This is a genomic window from Halomonas sp. NPDC076908 (genome assembly GCF_050269715.1).
Lineage (GTDB): Bacteria > Pseudomonadota > Gammaproteobacteria > Pseudomonadales > Halomonadaceae > Vreelandella.
In genome coordinates, this window is record NZ_JBNNIW010000008.1 from 1 (window position 1) to 16,310 (window position 16,310).

Here is a 16,310-nt window from a genome sequence, read left to right on the forward strand (position 1 = left end):
GTAGGCGCGGTCATCATCCGCAATACGCGTCGAATCCGAGTACTCATGAGTGACAGCTACCCCTATAAAACGGCGCTATCCGATCTCGTCAGGCGGTTGGTTCCTAACTGACTGCTCGGGCGCCCCCGGCCCGAAGCAATGGGGGAAAGGGGGAAGTGTGTCTGAACGCCGGAAAGTGGTTAAAAAGTAGCCGATGTAAGTCGAGCCAGTAGGTGTTTAGCGGTGTTACAGCCTGAGTGCGGTACTGGCTGAGGTACTATGAGAAATCCAGGCTAGGAAACGTTTCTGTAGTAGAACAAAACGGCGCCTTTAACGACGCTGAAATTACTCAGAACGGTGCCTTTAATGACAGTTACGCCTACCTGGGTGGTAACAATAATGACGCCATGGTTGCGCAAAATGGTAACTATCTAGAAAGTACTATTCTAGCAACTGGTAACCACAACACCCACAACGTCGCCCAGTCTGGCTATGGCCATGAGTCATACATCAATACTCATGGTAGCTTTAACGACCATACGGTAACGCAAAGCGGCGCCTTCTGGGGTAGCCATAACTCAAGTATCGTGACTTATGGCAATGGTAACAGCAACACAGTGAGCCAAGGCCACTAAGCTTTACTTGCTACGTGCCGTACCGCGGTGCCTGTACAAGCCGCCCCAAATGGGGCGGTTTTTTTATGGTAATAGCTGCAATTAAGCATTAACGAATCATCAGGGTTAATGTGCCCCCCAACCCTTGGGTAGAAGAGCGTGACCGGTTACTGCCTTTTTGAATATCTACCTCGAGCCGCTCATCATCACTTAATAGCTTAACGGTGCCTTCCAATTCAGTACCGGTAAAGGTGTATTCAGCAGGCACCGTTCCGTGTTCTTCAACATGCTCCGTGGTTTCACCTTCATGAGTAATCCGCCAGTGGGCAGAAAACTCCGCGCCAGGTGAACCGCTCATAGTGATATGGATCTGGTTCATATTCTGCTCCTGAGGCGGCTGTGCCGTTAGCGGGAAGCATGCTGTCAGCCCCACCGCACACATTACATATCGCCAAGCCATTGGTCGTTTCATGATGACAGCTCTCACTTAAGCTAAGAGCCGCTCATTATGAGCGGCTCTTGCAGTATAGCGGGCTTTAAGTTACTTGCCGTTACATTACTGCAAAGGCTTTTTCAGCGGCATCCAGGGTGAACTGAATATCTTCCGGCGTATGAGCACTTGACATAAACCCCGCTTCATAAGCGGAAGGTGCTAAGTACACTCCATGGTCTAGCATTGCACCAAAGAAGCGGCGGAAGGCATCTGGATTACAGGCGGTTGCCTGGGCAAAGTTATCCACACGGCGTTGCGAAGTGAAGAATAACCCAAACATACCACCGGCAGATTGCGTCATCATCGGCACATGTGCCGCATTTGCGCGCTCTTGAAGGCCTGTACATAACGTATTGACCCGCTGAGTAAGCGCATCATGGAAGCCCGGCACACGAAGTTTCGTCAGCAGCGCTATACCTGCCGCCATTGCCAATGGATTACCCGACAAGGTACCTGCCTGGTAAACCGGGCCCAGCGGAGAAATGTTTTGCATGATTTCGCGCTTGCCACCAAAGGCACCCACCGGCATGCCACCTCCGACGATTTTACCCAGGCAAGTTAAATCAGGCGTTATGCCGTAATGCGCTTGGGCACCGCCCAGCGCTACACGAAACCCGGTCATCACTTCATCAAAAATCAACACGCTGCCATATTCGTTGCATACACGCCGCAGCGTTTCTAAAAAGCCTGGTTGGGGAGGGATGCAATTCATATTGCCGGCCACGGGTTCTACGATAATGCAGGCAATCTGATCACCAATCTCGGCAAAACACGCCTCTACCCCTTCTGGGTCGTTATATGACAGCGTGATCGTATGCTCAGCCAATGAAGCTGGGACACCCGGGGAACTGGGTTCACCATGAGTGAGCGCGCCCGACCCTGCTTTTACCAGCAACGAGTCCGAGTGGCCATGGTAGTTCCCTTCAAACTTAACGATCTTATCGCGGCCGGTAGTACCACGAGCCAAACGTATCGCTGACATGGTCGCTTCAGTGCCAGAACTGGTCATGCGCACCATATCCATGGAGGGGATCATCTCACAGATCAAATCCGCCATGGTGGTTTCTACCGCCGTCGGCGTGCCAAACGAAAGACCGTTATCCAATCGCGCACGTACGGCAGCCAGTACATCACGGTCAGCATGCCCGGTAATCATCGGCCCCCATGAACCGACGTAATCCACGTAGCGATTGCCTTCCACGTCAAACAGAAAGGCACCCTGAGCACGCTCCATAAAGACCGGCGGGCGGTGCAAACCTTTAAACGCCCGAACTGGCGAGTTAACACCACCAGGAATATGGCGACTGGCAAGATCGAACAGTTCAGCTGATGTGGTCATGGCACCCTCTAAATAAATGGCGTACAGAAGATAAGATCAAAATCGGACAGCCTGGGAAACGCGGTTTGGTAAACACTGGCCACTGGGTGGCTGGAACCCTTGAGACAGGCTTTGCCAAGTAAAGTGCTGCGCTTGCTCACAGGCAGTTGGTAAGCGTTCACCAACGGCTAAGCGTGCAGCAATGGCCGAGGCAAGTGTGCAACCAGAGCCATGAAACTGCTCTGGCAATCGTGGCCATTGCCATTGGCGAGTCGTATCAGGCGAATGCAGAGTATGCACTACCAACTGATCATTACCGGGCAAAGGCTCATCCGTGGCCGTCACTAAGATAGCCTGGCAACCTTGCGACATCAGGGCCACTGCGCGTGTCGTATCATCAAAAGGCGTGATGATGTCTGGTGTAAGTTGAACCAGCTCAGCGCGGTTGGGCGTTAATATATCCACAAGCGGTAGCAAACGGTCAATGAACAGTTGGCGCAGATGGGGTGTGGATAACTCAGTTCCACCACCCGCTCTAAATACGGGATCAGCCACTACCGGAATACCTGGAAAACGGCGAATAATTTGCTCGGTTGCACGTAACGTCGCTTCATCAGCAAGCAAACCTATTTTTATTGCCGCGATCTGCATCTCGCTAAGCACCTCAGCCATTTGCCGCATCGCAGTGGGGTCAGCGGGCATCACGCGCGTCACATTATGGCAATTTTGTACGGTTAACGCAGTGGGAATAGTGACAGCCCAGCCACCACAAGCGGCAATGGCTTCACTATCAGCAACCAAGCCTGCGCCACCTGTTGGATCGTGGCCAGCCAGAACCAACACCACAGGAGGAAGGGGTTGGCGCATCAAAAGGGTTTCACAACGGCTAAAATAATAATCGCCACTAGCGCAATCACTGGCGCTTCGTTAAACCAACGAAAAAACACATGGTTTTTGGTACAACGATCCTGAGCAAACTGTTTTAAGTAAATCAAACAGACATGGTGATAAGCAATCAATACCGCCACTAGCGCAAGCTTAGCGTGCATCCAGCCTTGACTAAACCAGGCAGGCACCAAATAAAGCATCCAGCCACCAAGGATCAATACTGCGATCATTGATGGCGTCATGATGCCGCGATATAGCTTACGCTCCATGGTTTTAAAATAGGCTATTGCCTGTTCATCGCCGTTATCACGTGCAGTCGCGTGATACACATAGAGTCGCGGCAAATAGAACATGGCGGCAAACCACGTTACCACTGCCATTAAGTGAAAAGCCTTCACCCATAGGTACATTATTGCTCCTTAAGCTGATGAATCCTTCTCTCGTGGGTCATTTTCACGGGGGTCAGTGTAGTGATAATAACGCTCAATGGCGCCACGGGTTATAATACCTGAAATTCGCTGCTGCTTAGGACGATACCCATGCACTACATAGAGTGCCCCTAGCGCATCATCCTGAAGCTTTAAAAAGGCTTCCGAAAGCGTCGCCTGCAAACCAATTGGTGCCAGCTCTAGGCGTTGCCCAGGAATTTCTAATAAATCAATCAGCTCATCGGCAGGTGGCTCATTACCCTGCACTGTCTCATCGTGCTCAAGTAACCAACGCGCCAGCTCTGCAGCTTTAAGCGCTAACACGGGCTTTTCCTCGCTTGATCGCTCAATGACCAGCCATACCGGATTAGTCTCTAATAATACCCGCGCCTGGTCAGGGGTAATCATCCGTTCGGTACGCACCAACTGCCGCTCCATTACCGCTGGTACTGACACGCGCGAGAGCGCTTGCATCAGTGGCTGCTGGAGGGGGTGCAGCCCATAGCGCACCGAACTGATAAAAAAGCCCTCACAGCCCGTCAACTGACGTGAGGTTAGGCACGCAACGACGACAACCAGCATCCCAGGAAGCATAATACTCGGCGTGTGGGTCAACTCCAAAAGCGCCATTAAGGCAGCCAGTGGCGCTTGCAAGACGGCGCCCATCATCGCGGCCATGCCTAGCATGGCGTAAATACCTGGATCCGCAGCTTTCTCTGGCCATAGCCAGCCACCCAACAAACCAAATAGCGCTCCCGTGGCAGCCCCCATCACAAGCACCGGGCCGATAATACCGATCGGTACACCGCCCGCCACGGTCAATGCAGTAATCAGCAGCTTGGCAATCATTAGTGCCAGCAATACTTTAATTTCTAACTGATTGTTGAGCGCTGCGGCGACGCTGTCATAGCCTATGCCCTGAACTTGGGGAAACCACCAAGCCACTGCCCCAGTAGCAACCCCCACCAACCCAAGACGAAACCAAAGCGGCCATTGCATAATCTGCTGGCTACGCGAAATATGAATAAATAGCCCGGCGAGTAATCCAATCACTAGCCCCGTCACCACAATCCAGGGCAAGTTGGCAAGCGAGCCCAGCGCTATATCAGGAATGCGGAAGGCAGGTTCATTACCATAGGCCAACTGCGCAACCAGCGCTCCCATGGTAGAGGCCAATATAACCGGCATAAAGCTCATCAAGGTGTATTCCATCATCACCACTTCCATGGCGAAGATCACCCCTGCAATAGGCGTATTGAAAGAAGCTGAAATTCCCGCTGCGGTGCCACATGCCACCAGCACTCTAAGGCTATTGTTGGGCAAGCGCATCTGCTGACCTAGCCCACTGGCCGCCGCCGCGCCTAAATGAATCGCCGGACCTTCGCGCCCAGCCGAAAGGCCGCCCAATACCACCACCACACCGACCCACCACTGATTTAACCAATTACGTAATGGAAAACGCCCCTGATGATAGGTCAGGCGCTCAATCACATGACCAACGCCCAGTTTGCGCGCCGCAGGCTTTTGCCGATAAAGCAACACGCCGACTAAAGTGACCGCGACTAAGGGCAGCAGTGAGCGCAGCCAGGGCGCCATGCTCTCAAAAGCTTCAGGATCGCCATTGGTCATATAGAGCGAGGCGCCCATTTCTAACAGCAGCCGAAAGGCCACCATGACGGCACCCGTGATTACCCCAGAGACAAGCCCCAACACACAGAGCTGTGGAAGAGCATCCACATTGGCCAACTGGCGACGAAAGCTCTCTAGGGTAAAATCCGAACGGGAAAAACGCGCCACGACGACCTTCCTGGTTATTGGTTCTAGTGTTCTTGTGTTGCCACCCTCTTGTGTATCATAGCCCGATACGCTTCGACAGCCCGCAGCAATCCGCTTAGGCTGTTGTCATCTCTTCTATTTTGAAAATTATTCTAAAAGCTATTTTAAAAACTGTTTTAAAAACCGTTTTGCGCAACCCGCAAGGAGTGATTTGTGATTAAGGTCGGCATTGTTGGTGGTACCGGGTATACCGGCGTTGAATTACTGCGGCTACTCGCCCAGCACCCCCACGTTCACGTAGCAGCGATCACTTCCCGCTCGGAAACAGGCGTGAAAGTGTGCGATATGTATCCCAACCTGCGCGGCCATTACGACTCCCTGGCGTTTAGCGAGCCTGATGCCAAACAGCTTGGCGCTATGGATGCGGTATTTTTCGCCACCCCCCACGGTGTTGCCCACGCACTTGCAGGAGAACTACTCGACAACGGTACTCGGGTGATTGACCTATCAGCCGACTTCCGACTGCGCGATGCCGACGAGTGGAGCCACTGGTACGATCAACCTCACGGCGCTCCAGAATTGTTGGAAGAGGCAGTGTACGGGTTGCCTGAAATGCATCGGGATAAGATTAAAAACGCACGTTTAATTGCCGTACCCGGCTGCTACCCCACCGCCGTTCAGTTAGGTTATTTACCGCTTTTGGAAGCAGGCTTAATTGATCCAAGCCAACTGATCGCCGACTGCAAATCAGGCGTTACTGGCGCAGGCCGCGGGGCCAAAGTGGGCTCTCTGCTCGCCGAAGCCAGCGAGTCGATGAAAGCCTACGGCGCGGGCGGCCACCGCCACCTACCGGAGATTAGCCAAGGGCTTAGAGATATCCTGCATGCCCCTGTAGGCTTGACGTTTGTGCCTCACCTCACGCCAATGATCCGGGGTATTCATGCCACGCTTTATGGCCAATTGACGGCTGAACCGGGCGATCTACAGGCACTGTTTGAGCAGCGCTATGCTGACGAACCTTTTGTCGATGTCATGCCTGCTGGCAGCCACCCCGAAACGCGCAGTGTTAAAGGCATTAACACCTGCCGCTTGGCAGTCCACCGCCCCGGTAATGGCAACACCGTCGTGGTGCTATCGGTGATCGACAACTTGGTCAAAGGCGCTTCAGGCCAAGCGATTCAAAACCTAAACTTAATGTTCGGCTTTGACGAGAACATCGGACTCACCGCCCCTGCGCTAATGCCATGAATCACGCAAAACACTAGCATGCAGCGTGCAGCTCAAAAAGGAGGTCATGTACCGAAGCCGATCATATGGTGCGAGGGCAGGTTGAAGCGAGGGTCTTTTTCCAGGGATGGAAAAAGTAGCGCCCATGGACGGGTTCACAGCGCCCTCGCGTAAACCTGTCCTCGCCACCGAGGGGACTGGTAGCTAACCTTGACCTTCCTAACTAATTCCCAGCAATAGTTGACCAATTTGCTGGGAATTACCCATAATCACCCCCCAATGCCGATTTATTCGTTCTTTAAGCTCGCGGGAGGTACCCATGAGCGGTGCAGAAGCCTTTGTTCCGACCCCACTACTGCTGTCTGATAGCGCACGCAAACGTATTGATGCACTGATGGCAGAAGAGAATAATCCATCCTTAAAACTGCGGGTCTACGTGACCGGTGGCGGCTGTTCTGGTTTTCAGTATGGTTTCGACTTTGCAGAAAACGTCGCCGACGATGACACCGTTATTGAATTTGGTAACGCTGCTTTAGTCGTAGATCCGCTCTCTTACCAATATTTGGTAGGCTCTACCGTTGACTACGAAGAAGGTCTGGCAGGTGCACGTTTTCGCGTGCAAAACCCCAATGCCACCACCACCTGCGGGTGCGGCGCTTCCTTCATGGTCTAATCAGCGTTAACTCTCAACACTCCCCGTGACTTGACGCCTTGTCGGTTTCTCGCCAAGGTTGATAGGTCAATAACGGCTTAAAAGCGCTTTTAAGCGATGTAAATCGCTTTAAAACTCGCTACATGCCACATAAAGCACGGGGAAACTTATGAAAGCAGCACTACCACTCAGTCTAACCAAAACCACGCTGGCTCTCGCACTGGGATTGGGCAGCGCTACCGCCGCCATGGCTGAATTACCTACGGTGAACGTGGCCACTGACCCAAGCTTTGTGCCCTTCGAGATGATGGATCCAGAAACCGGTGAAATGATCGGCTTCGATATGGATATTATCAACGAAGTTGCCGAGCGTGCAGGCTTCGAAGTTAACCTCACCACAATGGAATTTGCTGGCATTATTCCTGCCGTGCAAACCGGTAGCCAAGAGATCGCCATTGCCGGTACTACCATTACTGCTGAGCGTGCTGAGATCGTCGATTTCTCAGACCCCTACTACGACTCAGGCCTGCAGATTATTGTGCGCGCCGACAACGATGACGTTGAATCCATCGAAGACTTGGCCGGGCTTTCCATTGCCACACGCATAGGTTCCACCAGCTACGACTTTCTCCAAGAAGAACTGGGTGATGACGCAGACATCACGCCTTATCCTGCCATGAGCGACATGTACATGGCACTGCTGGGCCGCAACGTCGACGCCGTGTTCTACGACGCCCCTAACGTTGCCTATTTTGCCCAGACCCGTGGCGAAGGGCGCACTAAAGTCGTTGGCCCGTTATATGAAGGCCAACAGTACGGCATCGTTTTCCACAAAGGCAGTCAGTGGGTAGAACCTACCAATGAAGCGCTTGCTGCCATGAAAGAAGATGGTACCTACGACGAAATCTACGAAAAGTGGTTTGGTGAAGCACCTAGCGAAGAGTGAGTATCAACACTTACTAATAGCGTAACGTCATTACAGGGCCGGGTGGCCACAACCCCCGGCCCTGCTGCGTTTCCAATGTATCTGCCATCTGCTTTTTTGCTTCAGGAGTCTATGCGTGGACGTCAATTTCCAGTTTGATTGGGCGGCAGCGTTTGGGTCTATTCCCTATCTGCTACCAGGTATTCCCTGGACGCTGCTTATCTCGTTTGGTGGCCTCGCCATCGGTTTTTTTATCGGCATTTTCTTTGGTCTATTACGTATCAGCCGCGTGCGCTGGCTGCGCTGGCCGGCCATTTTTTACATCGAAGTGTTTCGCGGCACGCCCATACTCGTCCAGGTGTTGTTCATTTTTTACGGTTTACCCCAGCTATTGGGAAGCCCGATTAATGCGCTTGTAGCCGGTATCGCCGCCATTGCAGTTAACTCAGGGGCTTATATCTCTGAAATCGTACGTGGCGGTGTTCAGTCTATCGAGCGTGGTCAGCGTGAAGCGTCGCTTTCACTAGGGCTTTCTCGCCCCCAGGCATTTCGCTATGTGATTTGGCCTCAAGCCTTCCGACGCATGATTCCGTCACTCGGTAACCAAGGTATTATCAGCATTAAAGACACCTCACTGTTCTCAGTGATTGGCGTCGGTGAATTGGTACGTCAAGGGCAAATTTATATTGCCACCACTTTCACCGCCCTCGAGGTCTACTTCATGGTTGCTCTGATGTATCTCGCAATCACCTGGACGCTTTCAATTCTGCTGCGCCAGCTTGAGCGTAGAGGCCTGGTCGGACAATAAGGAGACGCGCGATGAGCGAGACAATGAGCGAAACAATGAACAACACAACGCAACCCATTGTGCGTATGCAGCAGCTCAATAAACACTTTGGCGCTCTGCACGTACTCAATGGCATTGATTTAGAAATTATCCCCGGCGAAGTGGTCGTGATTATCGGTGCCAGCGGCTCAGGTAAATCGACGCTGATTCGCTGTATTAACGGCTTGGAAGAGTTTCAAGCGGGCAGCCTTGTCGTTGACGGCAATGAACTGTTACCACACGGAAAGAGTACCAAAGCGTTGCAAACCATCCGTACTGAAGTTGGCATGGTATTCCAACAGTTCAACCTCTTTCCCCACTTAAGCGTTATCGACAACGTCACCCTGGCACCGATGAAAGTACGTGGTTTGAATCGTGCTGACGCGGTAAGCACCGCTGAACGCCTATTAGATCGTGTGGGGATTGCGGATCAAGCCGACAAGTACCCAAGCCAGCTTTCAGGCGGTCAACAACAGCGGGTAGCGCTGGCACGTGCCTTGGCGATGGAACCGCGCCTGATGCTGTTTGATGAGCCTACCTCCGCGCTTGACCCGGAAATGATCGGCGAAGTACTGGATGCGATGCGCGAACTCGCCAAAGAGGGCATGACAATGGTCATTGTCACTCATGAAATGGGCTTTGCCCGTGAAGTGGCTGACCGGGTTATTTTTATTCATAAAGGCGAAATTACTGAACAGGGGGCTCCTGAAACCTTGTTCGATTCGCCCCAACATGAACGCACCCAATCCTTCCTTGCCCGCGTCCTTAAGCACTAGTTAAAGCAGTAAGCTTCACATTAAAAGAGCCATTTTTTTCCTCCAAATGGCTCTTTTTCATCAGCCTGTCCACGTGACAGGCTTTTTTTTGCCTGTGGATAAAATATTTCTGTCTTTCGTTACCTCTCGTCTACAAGGCATACCCTCAGCGTCTCTTAGCGTTAGCTCCACATCAAAATGAGGTTGTTCACAGGTGCGGTAACAACTCAGGTACTGACCGGTGGATAAGCAGTGCTCAGTTGTGACTGTGGATAAGGCATTATTTCATCCACAGGCTTAACACCCTTTCCGCCCAGGCAGTACGCTGTTCAAGCATATAGAAGTAAACAACGTAACCATTTGATAAAAATAAGAATAAATAGCTTATGCACAGAATTTGTCCACACTAGTAGTTACAACATTTACAGAACTTCTCTTATTTTATATTTATGTTGTTATTAATAGAGACTGATAAACCCTTTGGGGTGTGGAAAAACCTGACGGTTACCCACAGGGGGTTTATACTTGCCGCCTCATTGATCTAAGGTGCTCATATCTGAAACGGACAGCACCGGTTCACATCATTCGTGCCCTATGGCACAAGACGAGGTGTCTCTTGAATTACCCCGACCGCTTTGACGTGATTGTCATCGGCGGTGGCCATGCGGGAACTGAAGCCGCACTGGCCTCTGCTCGTATGGGCTGTCAGACCCTACTGCTCACCCATAACATCGAAACCCTTGGCCAAATGTCGTGTAATCCTGCGATTGGTGGCATTGGCAAAAGCCATTTGGTCAAGGAAATTGATGCGCTGGGCGGCGCCATGGGGCTTGCCACGGATTTAGGTGGCATCCAGTTTCGCGTGCTCAATGCCCGCAAAGGCCCTGCCGTTCGGGCAACCCGTGCCCAGGCTGACCGTATTCGTTACAAAGCCGCCATTCGTGGAATGCTGGAAAACCAGCCCAATTTGACGATTTTCCAGCAGGCGGCGGGGGATTTAATCGTCGAAAACGACACCGTGCGTGGCGTCGTTACGGAAACGGGCATTCGTTTTCATGCTCAAAGCGTTGTGTTGTGCACCGGGACGTTTTTGGGTGGCGTTATTCACATTGGTTTAGATCAAAGCAAAGGTGGTCGAGCAGGTGATCCACCTTCCAACGCCCTTGCTGAGCGGCTAAGAGCACTGCCGTTTCGCGTTGATCGTTTAAAAACCGGTACACCGCCGCGCATTGATGCAAAAACGGTTGATTTTTCACAATTGGAAGAGCAACCAGGTGATACCCCAACGCCGGTAATGTCCTACCTAGGCTCGCGGGAAATGCATCCGCAGCAGGTCAGTTGCCACATTGCCCACACCAATCAGCAGACCCATGATTTGATCCTGGCGAACCTTGACCGCTCGCCGATGTATTCTGGTGTGATCGAAGGGGTGGGCCCGCGTTACTGCCCGTCGATTGAAGATAAAGTGCATCGCTTTGCCGATAAATCGAGTCATCAAGTATTTATTGAGCCCGAAGGCTTAGATACCCACGAGCTCTACCCCAACGGCATCTCAACCTCGCTGCCATTTGATGTGCAGATTCAGGTTGTGCGTTCGATTAAAGGGCTAGAAAACGCGCATATTACCCGGCCTGGCTATGCCATTGAGTATGACTTTTTTGATCCACGGGACTTAAAGCACTCACTGGAAACTAAATTTATCCACAACCTGTTTTTTGCCGGTCAGATCAATGGCACCACTGGCTATGAAGAAGCAGGGGCGCAAGGGTTGTTAGCGGGATTGAATGCCGCTCGTCGTGCTCAGGAGTTTGAAGCATGGTATCCACGCCGTGATGAAGCTTACCTCGGCGTACTCGTCGACGATCTGATTACCATGGGCACCAAAGAGCCATATCGGATGTTTACTTCTCGTGCGGAGTACCGCTTGCTGCTAAGAGAAGACAACGCTGATTTACGTTTAACCGAAAAGGGCCGTGATTTAGGGCTTGTTAACGACACTCGCTGGGCAGCATTTAGTAAGAAACGGGATGCCATTGAGCAGGAAACCGCGCGGCTAACCACCCTCTGGGTTCAACCAGGCAGCCCTGCAGCTGAAAAAGTGGCTGAAAAAACCGGTGCTCCGCTATCGCGGGAATATTGTTTAAGCGACCTGCTCAAGCGCCCAGAGTTAAGCTATAACGATTTAGCCAATCTGCCCGGTATTGAAGGCACGCTAGTGACCGATGAAGCGGTGGCTGAACAGGTGCAAATTCAAGCCAAATATCAAGGCTATATTGACCGTCAGCAGGATGAGATCGATAAGCTCAAGCGCCACGAAGCTACGCCATTGCCAGCGGAGTTAGACTATTTAAAAGTGGAAGGCTTATCTAACGAGATTCGCCAAAAGCTTGCTGAAGCACGGCCGGAAACGCTTGCTCATGCGGCACGTATTTCAGGGGTCACCCCAGCCGCTGTTTCGATTTTACTAGTTCATCTTAAAAAGCGTCGGCTGGTAGCAGCGGCAGAGGTGGTTAACGGATGAGTTCGTTAACTGCTCTGTTGAAAAGCCTGCCTACGAGCGTGCCAACACGCCTGGATCAGGGGCTTAGCCAACTCGCCATTACCGCCAATGCACATCAGCGTGAGCAACTGTTAGGCTTACTGGCACTGTTGCACAAGTGGAACCGAGCTTATAACCTCACAGCGGTACGTGATATTGACGATATGGTGTCGCGCCATGTCTTGGATAGCGCGGCTGTTTTGCCTTTTGTGCAAGGCCCGCGTCTGCTTGATGTGGGGGCTGGCCCTGGTTTACCTGGTTTAGTGCTAGCGATTTTAAAGCCTGAGCTTGCGGTAACGCTTTTAGACAGCAATGGCAAGAAAGTGCGTTTTCAGCGCCAAGCAGTGATGGAACTTGGTATTGAGAACGTGACACCTGTCCAAGCCCGAGTTGAACAATTCACGGCGGCTACCTTTGATCAGGTGATTTCCCGGGCATTTGCTAGCCTAGTGGATTTTGTCACGCTAACGCGTGAGCTACCTGCTGCAAATGGTCAGTGGCTAGCCATGAAAGGCCCGGGAGCAGACGATGAGCTGCGCGATCTGCCCCCCGGCATTTGTTTACACAAGCGTCATCTGCTGGAAGTGCCCTTTGAAGTCGCCCAGCGGCAGTTGTTGATTCTGACCCAGCAAGGAGTTGAGTAAGTGAGCCAGATCATTGCCCTGACCAACCAAAAAGGCGGCGTGGGCAAGACCACCTCGGCCGTTAACCTGGCGGCCAGTCTCGCTGCGCTCGACCGTCGCGTACTGCTGGTGGATCTTGACCCACAAGGTCATGCCAGCATGGGGAGTGGCATCGACAAATATGAGCTGGATAAAAGCGTTCTTGATGTACTTTTGGGCGAAGCAACAGCTGCGGAAACGATTGTTAAAAAGCTAGCTGTTAAGTACGACGTTCTGCCGGGTAACGGAGATCTCACTGCTGCTGAGGTTGAACTGCTGGATCGCGACAAAAGCGAAAGCTGCTTAACCACTGCGCTTGCCTCGGTAGCGGATGAGTATGACGTGGTGCTGATCGACTGCCCGCCATCCTTGAACATGCTCACCGTTAATGCGCTGACGGCTTCCGATAGTGTGCTGATCCCTCTACAGTGTGAGTTTTACGCGCTAGAGGGGTTATCGGCACTGCTTGATACCGTTGAGCAGATTAAGCAAAACGTTAATCCTGACTTAGCGATTGCGGGCATTTTGCGCACCATGTATGACAAACGCACTAGCCTAACGCGAGAAGTGGATAAACAGCTGCGTGACTATTTTGGCGATATGCTGTTAAAAACGACCATTCCTCGCAACGTTAAAGTTGCTGAAGCGCCAAGCCACGGACTACCGGTGACGCAATATGCCCGGTTTTCCCGGGGGAGTCAGGCCTATCGTGTGTTGGCGAAAGAGATGATTCGCCGTCTTTCTCTTTGACACTCTTAACTTCAACTCTTCAATTCAAAAAAGGGGCGCTGAAAAAAATGAGGGAAAGCGAATGACGCGTAAACGCGCGCTGGGACGTGGCCTGGATGCCCTGATTGGTGCTGGAGCCCGTCGCCGTGACAGCTTGGAACTGGCCGGAAGCGGTACGCCCCTGGAGCTTGCAGATGCAACGCTAAGCGCCGCTGTTGATGAAACCGCCGAAGATCGCCTAGAACGCTTGCCGTTAGGGCAATTAACCCGCGGCAAATATCAGCCGCGTCGTGATATTCAGCCAGAAGCATTAGAAGAGCTCGCTGATTCCATTCGTGCTCAAGGGGTTATGCAGCCCATCGTAGTGCGTCCTATCGGCGTGGATCGCTATGAAATTATTGCCGGTGAGCGTCGCTGGCGTGCGGCTCAGCTTGCCGAGTTGGATGTCATTCCGGCTGTTATTCGTGAAGTTAGCGATGAAGTCGCATTAGCATTAGCACTAATAGAAAATATTCAACGTGAAAATCTTAATGCCATTGAAGAAGCGATGGCGCTCAAGCGACTTGGCGAAGAGTTTGAGCTAACCCAGCAGCAGATTGCTGACGCGGTGGGTAAATCGCGTACTCAGGTAGCCAACTTGCTACGTCTGCTGGCGCTAGACCCAGAAGTGCAAACGCTGCTCGAACGAGGTGATCTTGATATGGGGCATGCGCGGGCGTTGCTGACCTTAAGCAGTGCCCAGCAGCGACAGGTGGCTCACGAGGTCGTCAATAACGATATGACCGTGCGGGCAACCGAAGCCCTGGTGAAAAAGGTTCAAACCAACCAAGCACCGGATAAGGCGCCTAGCCGCCCTCCTAAAGTGTCCGATGTGGCACGGCTTGAAACTCACCTTGGTGAGTTATTAGGCGCGCCGGTCTCCATTGATCACAGTCAAAAAGGCAAAGGAAAGCTAACCATTCGTTATACAAGCCTAGAAGAATTAGACGGTATTTTAGCGCATATTAAATAGCAGGCTACTTAACATAACGTAAGAAGCGGCTTTTTTTCCCTCTTTGGTCTCAATTAGATCCAATATGAGCAAAATCGGTGCGTCATCGGTTGAAGGTGTGATAGCGCTTCCCTATAATCCGCCGGTGTTTGTCTAATTGTTGTGCCAGATACTTTGTGAAGATGTTTTTGAAAAATAGTTAACACGCTAAAGTTATACCCAATGCGTTAATGTCGGCAACCACTGTGGAAAATGGCTGGGCCAATGCAGAGAGTCACCACTTCCCAGCGTCGACGTTTAGATTTTAAGCGGCTATTTCTAGCTCAGCTAGCAATGATCGTCCTCGTGATGCTCATTGCAGCCTGGTGGTCTGGGTGGGAGGCGGTCGTATCTGCCTTGGTAGGGGGAATGATTAGCCTACTACCATCTCTATATTTCGTATGGCGCGGTACGCGTCAGCAGCGTGGTAAACAGCAACAACGTAATGTGCTGAACTTGTATCAAGCAGCGATGGGTAAGTTTGGTTTGACGGTGGCACTTTTTGCGCTGGCTTTTGTAGTAGTGCCTCCTTCAAACCCAGCTTTTTTCTTTGTCGCCTATGTGGTGGCCCAACTCATGCACTGGCTAACGCCTTGGCTGGTACGTGAACGGTCGACCCCCTAAACCTGAGGAAGCAGTATGGCAGCGGATAATGAAGTATCGGCCATCTATTACATACAGCACCACCTCCAGAACCTAACCTTTGGAAAGCACCCGGATAACGGTTGGTCGCTTGCGTCCACCTCTACCGAAGCGACCGAAATGGGATTCTGGGCTATCCACTTGGATACGATGGGCTGGTCAATTGGGATGGGCGTGCTGTTTCTATGGCTGTTCCGTAAAGCCGGAAAAATGGCTACTACCGGTGTGCCGGGTGGTCTGCAAAATGCCGTTGAAATGGTATTTGAGTTCATCGAGAATTTAACCCGCTCGACTTTCCACGGCAACAATAAGCACATTGCCCCCATTGCGCTGACCCTGTTCGTCTGGATTCTGTTGATGAACAGCTTGAAAATCATCCCCGTGGATTACTTTCCGCAGCTATTCGGAAAGCTGGGCTTCGAATACATGAAAATAGTCCCCACCACGGATGTGAACGCCACGCTGGGTATGGCGTTTGGCGTGTTCTTAATGATTCTTTACTACAGCATCAAGGTTAAAGGTGCTGGTGGATTTGCCAAAGAGCTGTCGCTGACGCCGTTCAACCACTGGTCTCTGATTCCATTCAACTTGGTGCTAGAGATTGTAGGTTTGATCGTAAAACCGATCAGCCTTGGCCTACGTCTATTTGGCAACATGTTTGCCGGGGAAGTGATTTTTATCCTGATCGCCCTCCTGCCGTTCTGGGCAATCTGGATGCTGGATGTGCCGTGGGCCATCTTCCATATCTTAGTGGTATCGTTGCAGGCCTTCATCTTCACGACGCTATCCATCGTGTATTTGAGCGCGGCACACGAGCATCACTGATA

17 protein-coding genes are annotated in these 16,310 nt (G+C 51.9%); 12 read left to right on the forward strand and 5 right to left on the reverse strand.

The window, feature by feature from the left end; translation table 11 throughout:
- The first annotated feature begins 236 nt into the window (after positions 1–236).
- The gene (locus tag ACQKE4_RS06305) at positions 237–614 is read left to right on the forward strand and encodes a hypothetical protein (protein WP_427387416.1); all 378 of its coding nucleotides are present in this window, start codon (positions 237–239) and stop codon (positions 612–614) included.
- A gap of 88 nt (positions 615–702) precedes the next feature.
- Here ACQKE4_RS06305 and ACQKE4_RS06310 read toward each other — a convergent pair whose 3' ends face one another.
- The 5 genes from ACQKE4_RS06310 to ACQKE4_RS06330 all read right to left on the reverse strand — a co-directional run bounded on the left by ACQKE4_RS06310 (position 703) and on the right by ACQKE4_RS06330 (position 5,517).
- Positions 703–972, reverse strand: coding sequence for a hypothetical protein (locus ACQKE4_RS06310; protein WP_427387417.1), 270 nt, complete (start codon positions 970–972; stop codon positions 703–705).
- 172 nt (positions 973–1,144) lie between these two features.
- Complete coding sequence (gene hemL / locus ACQKE4_RS06315; RefSeq protein ID WP_427387418.1) at positions 1,145–2,425, reverse strand: glutamate-1-semialdehyde 2,1-aminomutase; 1,281 nt, start codon at positions 2,423–2,425, stop codon at positions 1,145–1,147.
- A gap of 36 nt (positions 2,426–2,461) precedes the next feature.
- Complete coding sequence (gene thiD, locus ACQKE4_RS06320; protein WP_427387419.1) at positions 2,462–3,271, reverse strand: bifunctional hydroxymethylpyrimidine kinase/phosphomethylpyrimidine kinase; 810 nt, start codon at positions 3,269–3,271, stop codon at positions 2,462–2,464.
- The gene (gene hemJ / locus ACQKE4_RS06325; RefSeq protein WP_427387420.1) at positions 3,271–3,702 is read right to left on the reverse strand and encodes a protoporphyrinogen oxidase HemJ; all 432 of its coding nucleotides are present in this window, start codon (positions 3,700–3,702) and stop codon (positions 3,271–3,273) included. Before hemJ ends, thiD begins: the two co-directional genes overlap by 1 nt.
- 9 nt (positions 3,703–3,711) lie before the next feature.
- Positions 3,712–5,517: a chloride channel protein gene (locus ACQKE4_RS06330; RefSeq protein ID WP_427387421.1), complete on the reverse strand. Its 1,806-nt coding sequence runs from the start codon at positions 5,515–5,517 to the stop codon at positions 3,712–3,714.
- Positions 5,518–5,709: 192 nt separating this feature from the next.
- Here ACQKE4_RS06330 and argC point away from each other — a divergent pair, with 192 nt between their 5' ends.
- The 11 genes from argC (at position 5,710) to atpB (ending at position 16,308) form a co-directional block, all read left to right on the forward strand.
- Positions 5,710–6,744 carry an N-acetyl-gamma-glutamyl-phosphate reductase gene (gene argC / locus ACQKE4_RS06335; RefSeq protein WP_427387422.1) on the forward strand — a complete coding sequence of 345 codons (1,035 nt, stop codon included), beginning with the start codon at positions 5,710–5,712 and terminating at the stop codon, positions 6,742–6,744.
- A gap of 298 nt (positions 6,745–7,042) precedes the next feature.
- Positions 7,043–7,396 carry an iron-sulfur cluster insertion protein ErpA gene (gene erpA / locus ACQKE4_RS06340; RefSeq protein ID WP_427387423.1) on the forward strand — a complete coding sequence of 118 codons (354 nt, stop codon included), beginning with the start codon at positions 7,043–7,045 and terminating at the stop codon, positions 7,394–7,396.
- Positions 7,397–7,544: 148 nt separating this feature from the next.
- Positions 7,545–8,321: a transporter substrate-binding domain-containing protein gene (locus ACQKE4_RS06345; protein ID WP_427387424.1), complete on the forward strand. Its 777-nt coding sequence runs from the start codon at positions 7,545–7,547 to the stop codon at positions 8,319–8,321.
- A 115-nt stretch (positions 8,322–8,436) separates the two neighbouring features.
- Positions 8,437–9,108, forward strand: a complete 672-nt coding sequence (locus ACQKE4_RS06350) for an amino acid ABC transporter permease (protein WP_290833758.1) — start codon at positions 8,437–8,439, stop codon at positions 9,106–9,108.
- A gap of 35 nt (positions 9,109–9,143) precedes the next feature.
- A complete protein-coding gene (locus ACQKE4_RS06355; protein ID WP_427387530.1) occupies positions 9,144–9,902 on the forward strand; it encodes an amino acid ABC transporter ATP-binding protein in 759 nt (252 codons plus the stop codon).
- A 595-nt stretch (positions 9,903–10,497) separates the two neighbouring features.
- Complete coding sequence (gene mnmG, locus ACQKE4_RS06360) at positions 10,498–12,402, forward strand: tRNA uridine-5-carboxymethylaminomethyl(34) synthesis enzyme MnmG (protein ID WP_427387425.1); 1,905 nt, start codon at positions 10,498–10,500, stop codon at positions 12,400–12,402.
- A complete protein-coding gene (gene rsmG, locus ACQKE4_RS06365) occupies positions 12,399–13,064 on the forward strand; it encodes a 16S rRNA (guanine(527)-N(7))-methyltransferase RsmG (RefSeq protein ID WP_427387426.1) in 666 nt (221 codons plus the stop codon). Before mnmG ends, rsmG begins: the two co-directional genes overlap by 4 nt.
- Positions 13,065–13,832, forward strand: a complete 768-nt coding sequence (locus ACQKE4_RS06370; RefSeq protein WP_427387427.1) for a ParA family protein — start codon at positions 13,065–13,067, stop codon at positions 13,830–13,832. It begins immediately after the preceding gene.
- Positions 13,833–13,893: 61 nt separating this feature from the next.
- Complete coding sequence (locus tag ACQKE4_RS06375) at positions 13,894–14,823, forward strand: ParB/RepB/Spo0J family partition protein (RefSeq protein WP_427387428.1); 930 nt, start codon at positions 13,894–13,896, stop codon at positions 14,821–14,823.
- Between the two features lie 243 nt (positions 14,824–15,066).
- Positions 15,067–15,465, forward strand: coding sequence for an ATP synthase subunit I (locus ACQKE4_RS06380; RefSeq protein ID WP_427387429.1), 399 nt, complete (start codon positions 15,067–15,069; stop codon positions 15,463–15,465).
- A gap of 15 nt (positions 15,466–15,480) precedes the next feature.
- Positions 15,481–16,308 carry a F0F1 ATP synthase subunit A gene (atpB, locus tag ACQKE4_RS06385; protein ID WP_427387430.1) on the forward strand — a complete coding sequence of 276 codons (828 nt, stop codon included), beginning with the start codon at positions 15,481–15,483 and terminating at the stop codon, positions 16,306–16,308.
- The last annotated feature ends 2 nt before the right edge of the window (positions 16,309–16,310 follow it).